The 12,649-nt window shown below is 46.1% G+C and carries 11 protein-coding genes; all 11 read right to left on the minus strand.

Annotated elements, in window-relative coordinates; all coding sequences use genetic code 11:
• Positions 1-10: 10 nt before the first annotated feature.
• The gene (gene fliI, locus AC3CHU_RS11885; protein ID WP_010439337.1) at positions 11-1,330 is read right to left on the minus strand and encodes a flagellar protein export ATPase FliI; all 1,320 of its coding nucleotides are present in this window, start codon (positions 1,328-1,330) and stop codon (positions 11-13) included.
• A complete protein-coding gene (fliH, locus tag AC3CHU_RS11890) occupies positions 1,330-2,130 on the minus strand; it encodes a flagellar assembly protein FliH (RefSeq protein ID WP_061024945.1) in 801 nt (266 codons plus the stop codon). The genes fliI and fliH overlap by 1 nt, the downstream gene beginning before the upstream one ends.
• Positions 2,131-2,255: 125 nt before the next feature.
• Positions 2,256-3,317 carry a flagellar motor switch protein FliG gene (gene fliG, locus AC3CHU_RS11895; protein ID WP_004736200.1) on the minus strand — a complete coding sequence of 354 codons (1,062 nt, stop codon included), beginning with the start codon at positions 3,315-3,317 and terminating at the stop codon, positions 2,256-2,258.
• Positions 3,310-5,052, minus strand: a complete 1,743-nt coding sequence (fliF, locus tag AC3CHU_RS11900; protein ID WP_488524611.1) for a flagellar basal-body MS-ring/collar protein FliF — start codon at positions 5,050-5,052, stop codon at positions 3,310-3,312. The genes fliG and fliF overlap by 8 nt, the downstream gene beginning before the upstream one ends.
• Before the next feature lie 16 nt (positions 5,053-5,068).
• Complete coding sequence (fliE, locus tag AC3CHU_RS11905; RefSeq protein WP_004736198.1) at positions 5,069-5,380, minus strand: flagellar hook-basal body complex protein FliE; 312 nt, start codon at positions 5,378-5,380, stop codon at positions 5,069-5,071.
• 132 nt (positions 5,381-5,512) lie between these two features.
• Positions 5,513-6,922 (minus strand): sigma-54-dependent transcriptional regulator, encoded by a 1,410-nt coding sequence (locus AC3CHU_RS11910; protein ID WP_065206827.1) that lies wholly within the window; start codon positions 6,920-6,922, stop codon positions 5,513-5,515.
• A gap of 33 nt (positions 6,923-6,955) precedes the next feature.
• Positions 6,956-7,996 carry a sensor histidine kinase gene (locus tag AC3CHU_RS11915; protein WP_017076823.1) on the minus strand — a complete coding sequence of 347 codons (1,041 nt, stop codon included), beginning with the start codon at positions 7,994-7,996 and terminating at the stop codon, positions 6,956-6,958.
• Between the two features lie 185 nt (positions 7,997-8,181).
• Entirely contained in the window at positions 8,182-9,648 is a 1,467-nt protein-coding gene (locus AC3CHU_RS11920) for a sigma-54 dependent transcriptional regulator (RefSeq protein WP_488524612.1), read from the minus strand.
• Positions 9,649-9,876: 228 nt separating this feature from the next.
• The gene (gene fliS, locus AC3CHU_RS11925) at positions 9,877-10,287 is read right to left on the minus strand and encodes a flagellar export chaperone FliS (RefSeq protein WP_004736194.1); all 411 of its coding nucleotides are present in this window, start codon (positions 10,285-10,287) and stop codon (positions 9,877-9,879) included.
• Between the two features lie 12 nt (positions 10,288-10,299).
• Positions 10,300-10,605: a flagellar protein FliT gene (fliT, locus tag AC3CHU_RS11930; RefSeq protein ID WP_488524613.1), complete on the minus strand. Its 306-nt coding sequence runs from the start codon at positions 10,603-10,605 to the stop codon at positions 10,300-10,302.
• Between the two features lie 3 nt (positions 10,606-10,608).
• Positions 10,609-12,636: a flagellar filament capping protein FliD gene (gene fliD, locus AC3CHU_RS11935; RefSeq protein WP_488524614.1), complete on the minus strand. Its 2,028-nt coding sequence runs from the start codon at positions 12,634-12,636 to the stop codon at positions 10,609-10,611.
• Positions 12,637-12,649: the final 13 nt, after the last annotated feature.

Raw genomic sequence — 12,649 nt, forward strand, 5'->3', positions numbered from 1 at the left:
TATTCACTCGTTAGCCACCCAATACATGTTTCAACATGTTGACACACATGTCATAGGGAACCGTTTCTTTCATTTTTTGCTGTAAGTACTCGTCCAACCTCGGTTTCAAGGTGAAGGCACTATCAATGGCAGGGTCAGTCCCCGGTTTGTAAGCACCAATCGATACCAAATCTTGGTTTTTACGACAGATAGAGAGTACTTGGCGCACCGCTTTCGACATCAATACATGTTCTTCGGTGGTGATTTGCGGCATAACACGACTGACGGATTTCTCGACATCAATCGCAGGATAATGTCCGGCATCGGCCATCTCACGCGATAAAACAATGTGACCATCAAGAATCGCTCGTGACGCATCGGCAATGGGGTCTTGTAAGTCATCACCTTCAGTTAAAACGGTAAAGAAAGCCGTGATAGAGCCTTGTTCATCGTTGCCGTTACCCGCACGTTCCACCAGCGCAGGAAGCTTGGCGAATACTGATGGCGGATAACCTTTAGTTGCTGGCGGCTCACCCACAGACAGAGCAATTTCACGCTGAGCCTGAGCAAAACGGGTCAATGAATCCATTAATAAAAGAACATCTAAACCTTGGTCGCGGAAGTACTCAGCGACAGCCAGTGCAGTTTGGCAACCTTTCAATCGCATCAGTGGCGATGAATCCGCAGGAGCAGCGACCACCACAGATCGTTTGCGTCCATCTTCGCCAAGAATCTCTTCAATAAATTCTTTAACTTCTCGTCCACGCTCACCGATTAGACCCACCACCACCACTTGCGCGGTTGTGCCTCGAGTCATCATCCCGAGCGTGACCGACTTACCGACACCGGAACCAGCAAACAGACCAATACGCTGACCTTTACCTACCGTCAGCAAACCGTTTATGGCCTTCAAGCCGACATCAAGCGGTTCAGAAATCGGTTTTCGAGCTAAAGGGTTGATTGGCTCAGCATTAAATGAAGCGCGTTGTTCGGTATAGATGGGACCTAGCCCATCAAGTGGATTACCCACACCGTCTATCACTCGGCCAAGCAATTCCATTCCGACAGGAATGCCGCTTTCAGTGGTCACGGGGGTCACACGAGCGCCAGGTAGTATCCCAGTGATTTGTTCACTCGGCATCAAAAATAAGTTATCGCCAGAGAAGCCGACGACTTCGGCTTCCATCTGACCAGACATGGTTTCTACTAAACACAGGCTGCCGATGGGTGCTTTACAACCGGTCGCTTCGAGCGTTAAGCCAACAACGCGTACTAACTTACCAGAGGCAATTGGTCGCGATTTTAGCCCTTCGACTTTGTATTGGCTAAGACGATTTGCTAATTCAAGCATTACTCATGACCCTGATGACGGTTTGCGCCACAGAAGTTTTGAATGACATTTTTCACACGGTCTTCCATACGGTAGTTAACGCTCGATTCACCCGCTTCGATTTGTACGTCACCACGGTTGAGTGCCGGCTCTGCAACTAACGTCCAATTGCGGCAATCCAATTCAGTTTCTCCATACGCAGAACGAATAATCGCGACGTCTTCGGGATTAAGCTTCAATGTGATCGCATGACCTGAGATCGGCAACGATTCAACCGACTCTTTGACGGTATCTAATATGATTTGTGGGTTGGTTTGCACTTCAACATGAACCACTTCTTTGACCATGGTCAGTACCATGTCCACCAATTGCTTCTCTACCTGAGCGTTCATCAGCTCTAACGGTTGAGCAAACTGGTTGGCTAGCCCCATAAAGATGGCAACTTGCTGCTGAATGTACTCTTGACCAGCAGTCACGCCTTCAAGCTTGCCGGCTTGGTTGCCTTCTTCGTGGCCTGCAGCAAACCCTTCTTCTTTACCTTTTTCGTAACCCTGTTTAAAGCCAGCTTCTTGGCCTTGATGAAGCCCTTCCTGATAAGCACCTTGCTTAATCAGTTCGATTTGCTCTTCAGTCAGAACAAGCTCTTCGTCTTCAATGGCTTCTTCAACCGTCGGCATCCAACTAGGATCGTAATTAAAGGCCGTTTCTTTGGCTTGTTTATTCACATCAGAGGTGTAGTCAGGCAACCCCCATTTCTGAGGTTGGGCAACCGTATTATCTTCTTCAGGGCGAAGGAAGCCGCGTTTTCTATCACCTGACATATCAGTACCTACCTATGAATGCGTCCAGCTGCATTGTAAATTCAAGCCGTTGAACGGAGTTAATCTTGGGTTCGAGATTGGATAAAGAAAAGCCCCAACAGTGTGGGGCTCTTGAGGTTTCTGTATTAAAGGAACTCGTCGGCGCCACCAGACAGCATAATCTCGCCACTGTCTGCCATCTTCCTCGCAATACCCAATATCTCTTTTTGAGCCGCTTCCACGTCGGAGACTTTTACTGGCGGCATCGCCTCAATGTCGTCTCTCATCATATCGGCAGCACGTTTAGACATGTTCTTGAAGATCTTCTCACGTAGACCGTCATCAGCACCTTTAAGCGCTTTCTGTAGAACGTCTTGTGGAACATCACGCAGCAGTCGTTGAACACCTTGGTCATCAACTTCAATAAGGTTTTCAAAGACAAACATAAGATCTTGAATCTGCGTTGCCATATCTTCGTCTTGATCTCGGATTTGATCCATCAAGACGCCTTCCACATTATTGTCCATGTAGTTCATGATCTCAGCCGCGGCTTTCAGGCCACCAATTTTGGCAGCTTGAGCACCCGCTTGACCCGCAAACTGCTTCTCCATGATTTCATTCAATTCAGCAAGAGCCGAAGGTTGAACTTCTTCAAGGTTAGCAATACGCATCATCAGATCCAGACGAACTCTTTCTGGGAATTGAGACAGAATCTCAGCCGACTGATCAGAATCGAGGTACGACAACACAATGGTTTGAATCTGAGGGTGCTCGTTGATGATGATACTCGCCACCTGACGAGGATCCATCCACTTCAGTGAGTCCAAACCTTTCGAGCCAGTACCAAGAAGAATTTGGTCAACAAGGTTATTCGCCTTGTCTTCACCCAAGGCAGCGACCAGCGCATTACGCATGAAGTCTTCACTGCCCATACCAATGTTGGTGTACTTCTGAATATCATCTAAGAAAGCACGATGAACCGCTCCCACTTTTTCTTGGGATAGATCAGTCGCTCGCGCCATTGCACTACCCACACGCTGAACCTGCTTTGGCTCTAGGTGACGAATAATACCAGCAGCATCTTCTTCATTTAAACTTAGTAACAAGATCGCAGCACGTTCGTCGCCTGAGATAGAATCGATATCCACGCTAGAGACATCAAGCACTTCACCGCCTTCCGTTTGTTGTGGAACTATTTCGTTAGCCATCTACCATCCAATTCTTAACTACTTGAGCTGCTAGCTCTGGTTCATTCGCTACAAGTGCACGTACTGCTTTCAGCACGTCTTCGTCTTTATGAAGGTTTGGTAAGTCGATGCTTGAACCAAATTCAAACAACTCGCCACCTTCAATATCACCACCAATTAAGCTGGTTTCGCCGTCGGCACCAATTGGCATACCATCAGGGCCGTACATTTGGTCGTCGTCGTCAGCTGCTGGGTTAAGCAGTTTCTTCATTGCAGGGCGAACAAGTACCAATACCACGACAATAATAACCAACGCGCTCGCAAACCAGCGTACCCAATCATTGAAGTTTGTATGCTCCCAAATTGGCACATCAGCGACAACATCCGTCACTTGTGGTGCGAACTGCATGCTTAACACATTGAGTAAATCGCCACGATTTTCATCAAAACCGACAGTACCAATCAGTACCTGACGAATCGCATTAATTTCGCTGGCAGGGATTGGCGTATGAACCACTTCGCCCGTATCAGGGTTCAGTGATTGACGGTCTTTGATCGCTACCGATACCGTCTGACGGTTAACCGTGCCGCTCTGTTTACGTTCATGGCTGATGGTTGTGTCTAGCTCAAAGTTTCGGGTCGCTTCTTTGTGAACCGAGCCTTGCCCCGTCATCGCACCGTCTTTCATCTGAGCAACATCTTGGGGAATTGAAGCATCTGCAGGAGGCTGGTTACTCAAAGCACCAGGAATACCAGCCACAGTGTTGCCGTTGTTGTAATCTTCTAACGTGTATTCACTTCGAGTCGCTGGCGTATTCGGATCAAAACGTTTTCTCGTTTGTTCCACTGCACTAAAATCAAGCTGAATATCAACCTGAGCGGTATAGTTACCAAACCCAAGAATAGGAATTAGGATAGAGTCAATTTTTTCACGCAGCGCTTGCTCTTGATTGCGCTCTAGCTCATGTTCTTTACGACGCGCAGCTGACATCGGGTCTTGAGAACCTGAGTTCAACAGTCGGCCATGCTGATCGGTCACCGTGATACGTGAGGTTTTCATTCCCGGAACGGCACTTGCCACCATGTCGACAACAGAATCAACTTCTTGCTGCTTGAGGTTACTGCCCGTTTTCAGAGTCAGAAATACGGAAGCTGAGGCTTCTTGATTGTGACGAACAAAGACACTCTGCTTTGGCAAGGCTAATAAAACCTGAGCTTTACGTACCTGTTTCATCTGCTCAATGGCTTTCGCAAGCTGTCTTTCACGACTTAACTTAAGGCGCTCTTGCTCTAAACGTTGTGATACACCAAAACCCATGTCTTGCATGAGGATGTCATCACCGGCGTTTCGCTCTTGATTCAAACCCGCTCGTACCATATTAAGCTTTAATGAGTTGTACTCACTAGCCGGTACCGAGATAGTGTTACCTTCAAGAGTGTATTCGATCTTTTGTAGATCCAAGTAATCAAGAACGGGAATCAACTCTTCTGTTTCATAAGCCCCTAATGGACGCATTTCTGGCTCTTTCACCCAGAAAAACAGCATCACAATCAGCGCTACACAGATAGAAATAGATAGGACTAAGACGACCTGACGAAGTAAATCGAGATCACCGACGGCCATATCGAACTTAGAGGAACTGCGTTCACCTAGATCGGGATTTTGCCCTTCCCCATCAAGCTCCGAACCTGCAATGAGTGCATGGTCATTGCTATCGCTTACGGTTAAATCTGTTGTTTGACTATTATCTGCCACTATTTAATTACCCAACTTATACCGGCATATTCATCAGCTCTTTGTACGATTCGACCAATCTATTTCTAATTTGGATCGTCGCCTCAAAAGCCACACTAGATTTATTACGAGCAATCATCACGTCCGATAGAGACACGCTTTGGTCGCCACTATCAAAACGAGCTTGAAGATCACCTGAGGTTTTTTGTAATGAGTTCACGTTATTAATGGCCTGCGTCAGCATGTTGCCAAAATCTGCACCGACCGCTTGCCCCGTTGCAGCAGGACGCGCGCTAGCAGCTTCAACCATCATTGCCTGCATTTCGCCTTGTAAACCATCTATTCTCATCTACTACCTCAGGAGTCAAAATTATGACTATCTATTTAGCTGTATTATTGACAGAGCAATTAGCGTGCCACACATTAAATTGACTAGATATCGTATTACACTAGTCAGAAAGCTGACACTACTAATCTATCCTCAGTTTGGGATATCTATTCCAGCATCGCGCATTTTCGCCAACTTATAACGCAATGTGCGAGGGCTAATGCCCAACTTTTCTGCCATTTCTTTACGTCGGCCATTACAAGCGATCAGCGTCTCAAGAATAATTGCATACTCTTGATCTCGAAGCTCATTTCCAAGCCCTTCGCTGGCAGCCACGACTTTACCAATAGGGTTCGCTTCAGCAATCGGCTTGATATCTGGCGCTGCAACACTATTGCCTTCAACAATTTGCTGTAGACCACTTGCGTCTTGCCAATCGACACCTTCAAGCAAGATGTGCTCACCTGAAATATTTTCTTGCTCACTCAGAATTAGAGCGCGCTGCACGACATTATCCAGTTCACGCACATTACCCGGCCACGGATAATTGACGAGCTTACTAATGGCTTGCTCGGACAGAACAGGAACGGGCATACCAAGCTTGGTGCAATGGCGCTCAACCAAGTGCTTCGCAAGCGGCTCAATATCGCCTTTACGTTCACACAGTGCTGGCCAAGTAATTGGAAATACATTCAGGCGGTAGTATAAATCCTCACGGAAATTCCCTTCAGAAACATACTGCTTTAGGTCGCGGTTACTGGTTGCCAGAACACGAACATCCAGTTTGATACTCTTGCGGCTACCAAGACGTTCAACTTCGCGCTCTTGCAACACGCGCAGTAGTTTCGCTTGTAGGCTAAGATCCATTTCACTGATCTCATCCAACAAAATAGTACCGCCTTGAGCTTGCTCAAATTTACCAGGACAAGCTTGAATAGCACCAGTAAATGCGCCTTTATCGTAGCCAAACAGTGTTGCTTCCAACATATTATCTGGAATCGCGGCACAGTTAATCGCAACAAACGGACCGTCTTTACGGCTCGAAGCGTTGTGAATATAGCGAGACATGACCTCTTTACCAGAACCACTTGGCCCCAACACCATGACGTTAGCATCGGTTTTAGCCACCTTGTCAGCCAACATCATTAACTTGATGCTTTTCTCATCGGCAACGATGGCATCGCCATTATCATCCGATTTTACCGGAGCATAACGGCTCACCATATTGAGCAGTACTTCAGGCGCAAATGGCTTTGCCATATAGTCTATAGCGCCCTCTTTCATTGCGGCAACGGCGTCTTCAATGTTGGCATACGCTGTCATCAACAATACTGGTAGATTTGGCCAATGCTGCTTGATATTTCTTAGCAGTGCTAAGCCGCCCATACCTGCCATCTGCACATCAGAGACAACAATATCAACGGAGTTCGATTTCAATTTTACCAGAGCATCTTCCGCACAATCCGCTTCCAGCCATTCATAGCCAGCAAGCGCGAGAGTGTCGACAAGGGCTTCGCGTAGACCTTCATCATCTTCGACGATTAACACTTTGCTTTGAGCCATAGGATTCTCCAGTGTAAATTCAGTTAAAACTTATTAGTCTTCAGAAGAAGCGCTTCTTTCCAGCGGTAGACACATAGTAAAGCATGCGCCGTCCCCTTCTTCTGATATCAATTCCAGTCGGCCTTCATGTGCTCGACAGACCATTTGTACAACGGCTAAACCTAGACCTGTACCTTGCGAACGAGTGGTAAAGAAGGGTTCCATAATTTTACCTTGAAGCTCTTTCGGTACGCCGGGGCCACTGTCTTGCACTGATATCTTAAGCTCGCCGTTTACGGGCCTAAAAAAAACATCAATCTGCGATTCTTTACCCGCAATTTGCACTGCGTTCAAAACTAGGTTGCTCAGAGCAGAAGCTATAGCATTAGCATTGCCAAACATCTGAGTTTCTTCGCCTTCCACTTCCTGGCAATAATCAATCTGGTTCGATTTTAATGCCGCTTCCACCATTGGGTGAAATTCAGTGATCAGTTCAGCAACGGTAAATGGCTTCACAACCTTGTTGTCGCCACCTTTAGCAAACAACAGCATGTCATTCACTTGCTTCTCTAAGTCATGGAGCCTATCCATAAGCTTAGATTGAAAGCGCGTTTTTGTTGCTGGCGGCAGGTTCGGCGCGGCAAGGTTGGATGCATACAACATCGCACTAGAAAGTGGCGTACGAACCTGGTGTGCCAACGAGGCTACCATTCTGCCTAACGACGACAAGCGCTGAAGATCACTCACGCGAGACTGTAGAAGACGAGTTTCTGTCAGGTCGGTAATCAAGATAAGTTGACCCGTGGTAGAAGCTGAAATAGCCAAACGAACCTTACGCCCATTCTTCAGTGAGATCTCATGTCCATCATCGTCTTTTGGATCAAAGGCACTTTGAATAACCGAAAACCACTTCTCGCCCACCAGTTCCACACCTAAAATTCGGTGCGCTTCTGGGTTCGCTTCCCTTACTTCACCATGAGTATCTAACAAGATGACACCTGCTGGCATCACATCAAGCACTTGCTTATAGCGCTCAACCTGCTGTTCAACTGAATCTAGGTGTGACTGATTTTCTGATTCGTTAGATCCGTGCATGTCAAAAATTTGCCTCAAATACTAAAACAGCCTGACACGTAAAACACGCGTCAGGCTATTTGCTATATTTATCACATAGTTAAGCAAGCAACAACTCGACTATGCCCTCTCTATTCTCTCAACCAAAACGATGCTTTAACTCAACACCCGTCTTAATTTGATATCGCTGAACACGGATCTGAGCTCTATCGCTGTAGATTATACTTACGCATTTTTTCAACCAGAGTGGTTCTGCGCATTCCAAGCATGTCTGCAGCACGGGCAACAATGCCACCCTGCGCTTCCAAGGCTTGGTTAATCATGTTCACTTCCATATCCGCCAACAGCTCTTTCAAATTAACACCTTCTGGTGGTAACTCTTGAGGCGCATTCGCGTTATCGGCAAGATCATCTTGCTGGTCAAAGCTGAAATTTTCTGAGAACAAATCAGAAAGTGCATCACGTTCTTGCTCTTCTTCCGACACAAAGCGATTAAATTCAGGCTGGAACTCAGGGATATCACTGTATCTATATTTAGTGGGTAGATGATTCACATCAACCAAGCTATTCGGATACAGGATAACCATTCGCTCAACGAGGTTCGCTAGCTCACGAACGTTACCTGGCCAGTAGTGCTCCATCAAAGAATTGATAGCACGTGCCGTGAAGCAGATAGGCATACTGCCTTCCGCTTCCATTCGAGTCATTAGCTCTTGAAGCAACAGTGGAATGTCTTCTTTACGATCTTGAAGCGCCGGCATTTCAATTGGGAACACATTCAAGCGGTAATAAAGGTCTTCACGGAACGAGTCATCGTCGATCATGTCTTCAAGATTGCGGTGTGTTGCTGCAATCACACGAACGTCAGCTTTAATGGTGCTGTTGCCACCTACGCGTTCAAAACAGCGCTCTTGCAGTACACGCAACAACTTAACTTGCATTGCCATTGGCATATCGCCAATTTCATCAAGAAACAGTGTGCCACCTTCAGCCAATTCAAAGCGACCTTTTCGTGCGGTAATCGCACCAGTAAATGCGCCCTTCTCATGACCAAACAACTCACTTTCGAGTAAGTCTGGTGGAATAGCACCACAATTCACAGGCACGAAAGGCCCAGAACGGCGCTTAGAGTGATAGTGAATATTACGCGCTACGACTTCTTTGCCTGTACCAGATTCACCAAGAATCAGCACGTTCGCTTCCGTAGAAGAGACTTGTTCAATTAAGTGACGTACTTCTTGAATGCCAGCACTTTGCCCTACTAAGCTGCGAAACAGTGTGTTCTTGCGTGCCGAAGACACCACTTGAACACCCTTGCGGCCTAAGAAATCTTTACAGTGCCTTAATGCATCACTTAATTGCGGGTAGTTAAGAGGAAGTTCAAGTTCGCCAACATAGTTAGTTAGCTCGTCAACCGGGTGATTGTTTTTACCAATCACCAGTAAAGGGATGTGATTGGCGTGAACAAGCTTTTCATTCAGTAATGCGTTGAAGCCTTTACCTTTAATGGTACCAATAATGCAGCCGGCCCACTGTAGTGACCAATCAACTTTACGTGCTTGTTCAGAGCTGATTACTTCGCAGCTCTCTCCTACAAACTCTAATATTGTGCTTAAATTGTGACGATCTTGAGCGCTATCGTCGACGACAAGCAGTTTTGCCAAACCTTGCATAAGTAGGAATTATTGCCTTTATTTTGGTGCGATGCAGAAAAACGGTGAGCGACGTAATCGATAAAACAGAGAAAAGTATCAATGATTATGGTCTACGTGGACAAATTTAGGAAATCAGCAACGAAAAAAGCCATTAGGCTATCTAATGGCTTCTATTTTATTTGATTAAAAAAATAAGGCAACCAACCAATTAAGGGATATGAGATTGGTTAAAACTGCAGTTTTTCTTTAAATACCTACGTCAGCAGACGTCAAGTTGTGATATTCGTTCGGAATTTGGTCCCAAGCGCTCTTAATTTCGCGGATAATATCGATAACATCATCAATAGGCTGTGGGTCATTTTTGTGATTTGCCGCAGAAATTTGCGTGATCATGAACTCATAAAGTTGATCTAGGTTTTTCGCAATATCGCCACCATCGTCCATAGACAGGCAACTACGTAGGCTAATAATGATATCCAGAGCCTTACCAAGTCGCTCGCCTTTCACTGGGATGTTGCCCGCTTGCATTGCCGCTTTACCTTGAATCAAGCGCTCGATAGCACCTGCCATTAGCATTTGTACAATCTTATGCGGTGAGGCAGCTGTTAGCTGACTATCCACTGATACCTTTTTATATGCCTGTAAAGAACCGCGCATAGTAAACCTCTTTTATAAAAACTTTTTGTATTGTTGAACTGATTTAGCGCCGTGACGGTATTTGTGTAGGTTCTTACCTACTCGAGTCGTCTCAGACTGCATCAATTCGACTAATTTTCTGGTTCTGGTAATGGCTTCAAACCATTCAGAACTTTGCTTAACGTCGGGGTGTGAGTCGATTATTTGAAGCACGTTTTGCAATAACTGTTCTCTGTTATCGACAAGCCGCGTTATTTCTTCAGCATTAATTTCACTAAATTCAAGCTTAGAGATAATTAATTGATCGAGTTCACAAAGCTCTTGCAGCTGACTGTTCATCTATTAGCCCAACGCATTCATCATACTGCCCAGCTGGGATTGCATCTTGCTAGTCGCATCTTGCATGGCAGTAAACTTAGAATGTGTGCGGTTTTCTAGGCTGTCCATGCGGCGATCGAGTGCGCTTTGATCATCAACCAAGCGGTAATTTTGCTCGACTAAGCTCTTTTCTCTAGTACGAATCGAACCTGTGATACCTGTGATACCTTGAATCGCATCTTCCACTTTTTTGGCGAAACCATTGTTGCCGCCAAAGAACTCACCCAACTTATCGAAGTTATTATTAAGTTGACGATCAAGCATGTCGTAGTTAATTTCTAGCGAGCCTTGCCTTGTGGTCGTGATACCAAATTCAGTCAATGACTTGAGATTATCAGGCGCGCCTTCAATACTTGATGAGAACACCCCTTTCAATCGCGAGTCGGCATTACGTACAGTACTGTCGCCAGAAAGCGGCCCTTTTTGGCCAGTCGTTGGATCAACGCCCGCCAAGTTCTTAGACACTTGATAAAACTGATTGTAAGAGTTAACGAAAGATTCAATGTCTTGGCGCACACTATTACGGTCGTACTCAACACCGATTTCAGCCGGTGGCTTATCTTTTGGCGTTTTTCCTTTCACCGTGATATCGATACCTTCTACGGCATCTTCAATCACATTGTTATTACTCGAAAGCTGTGCGACGCCGTCTAGAACGACCATTGAATCTTGCCCCGCCTGAACTTCAGCCATACCGCTATAGGTATCAAAAGACTGTTGTGCCTGTTCGAGCTCAGCTTGCACTTTATCGACTTTCTCTAAAAGCTCACGCTCTTCGGGTTCTAATTTCGCACGCTCAATTTTTTTGGCTTGTTCCGCGGTCAATTCGCCTTTTTGAACTTTCTCAGCCAAATCGGCTTTTTCTTGTGAAATTTTATCTTCGATACGCGCTTGTTCAGCTTCCAGCTTTTGCTGAGCTTCTTTCGGCGTCACGTAGGAATCGGTCAGAGTACCCGAGGCAGCATTTGACCACCCCGGCACATCAGGCGCCTTCTCTATTGCTTTTTCATCAAGCTCAAGTTCTGGTGTGTAGTAAGAATCTAAAAGAGTTCCTGAGGCTGTTTCAGTCCAACCTGGGATATTGTCTTCGGGCATCACAGACTTTGACGCCTGAGCTGCATCTAGGGCAACTTGACCATCGGCTGCAGCTTGCTCGCCGTAGCTAAGACTTTGAGAGTCTCCGTCAACATCTGAGGCAGAATCGGTTTGGGTTGCTGGGATAACATTTCCGTCTTCATCGAATTTTTCACTCGCATTTGGGTCATCGTTAGCGATCGCTTCATCGATGAGTTCAACGGCTTTTCCTGCAGGGGTTAGAGCAAGAACATCTTGTGCAGCAAGGCGCGCTTTCTCAAGCGCCTTCACACGCTCTTCTAGAGTTTTGTATTCGAGTTTTTTTAGAGGATTAGCAGCATCAGACTCTACATTAATGCTGATCTGCTGATCTGAACCAGACTGGTTCGAGGCGACAATAAGTCGTGGGCCTTCGACATCATTGATAATAGATGCACGAACGCCTGGATTGCTATCTGCGCCGTTTATACTGCGAACGACATCGATAAGTTTCGATCTGTCGCCAACTTGCACATCAAAGCTGTCATCACCAAGCGAAACCTGCAGCTTACCTGGGCCAAATTTCATGTCCTCTGACAGTACATCAGAAGCCACTTTATGACTCTGGGCAAGCTGCAACACATCGATGGCATATTTGCCAGCGATCGCTTCGGTAGTCGCGGTTGCAGAGACAAGACCTTCATCGGTACTTTCAACTGTTCGCACAGCAAAAGCTTTTTCCTGACGAAAGTTTGTCATCAGGTTTTTCATCGAATCAAGGGATTCTCTGAGTCTTCCATAGGCACTAATACTGGTATCAATTCGCGTTCGTTCATTATCAATTCGTTGCTGTTTAGGTACACGCTCCGAATCAACAATTTTGCTGACCATGGAATTGATATCCATGCCAGACGAAATCCCCATTGGGCCAAAACTCATTAAATCACCTCAA

The organism is Vibrio sp. QJM3NY_39 (genome assembly GCF_057785895.1).

Coding starts and splice junctions, on each gene's coding strand:
- fliI (WP_010439337.1), bottom strand. CDS start 1,330: ATGCTTGAATTAGCAAATCGTCTTAGCCAATACAAAGTCGAAGGGCTA.
- fliH (WP_061024945.1), bottom strand. CDS start 2,130: ATGTCAGGTGATAGAAAACGCGGCTTCCTTCGCCCTGAAGAAGATAAT.
- fliG (WP_004736200.1), bottom strand. CDS start 3,317: ATGGCTAACGAAATAGTTCCACAACAAACGGAAGGCGGTGAAGTGCTT.
- fliE (WP_004736198.1), bottom strand. CDS start 5,380: ATGAGAATAGATGGTTTACAAGGCGAAATGCAGGCAATGATGGTTGAA.
- AC3CHU_RS11910 (WP_065206827.1), bottom strand. CDS start 6,922: ATGGCTCAAAGCAAAGTGTTAATCGTCGAAGATGATGAAGGTCTACGC.
- AC3CHU_RS11915 (WP_017076823.1), bottom strand. CDS start 7,996: ATGCACGGATCTAACGAATCAGAAAATCAGTCACACCTAGATTCAGTT.
- AC3CHU_RS11920 (WP_488524612.1), bottom strand. CDS start 9,648: ATGCAAGGTTTGGCAAAACTGCTTGTCGTCGACGATAGCGCTCAAGAT.
- fliS (WP_004736194.1), bottom strand. CDS start 10,287: ATGCGCGGTTCTTTACAGGCATATAAAAAGGTATCAGTGGATAGTCAG.
- fliT (WP_488524613.1), bottom strand. CDS start 10,605: ATGAACAGTCAGCTGCAAGAGCTTTGTGAACTCGATCAATTAATTATC.
- fliD (WP_488524614.1), bottom strand. CDS start 12,636: ATGAGTTTTGGCCCAATGGGGATTTCGTCTGGCATGGATATCAATTCC.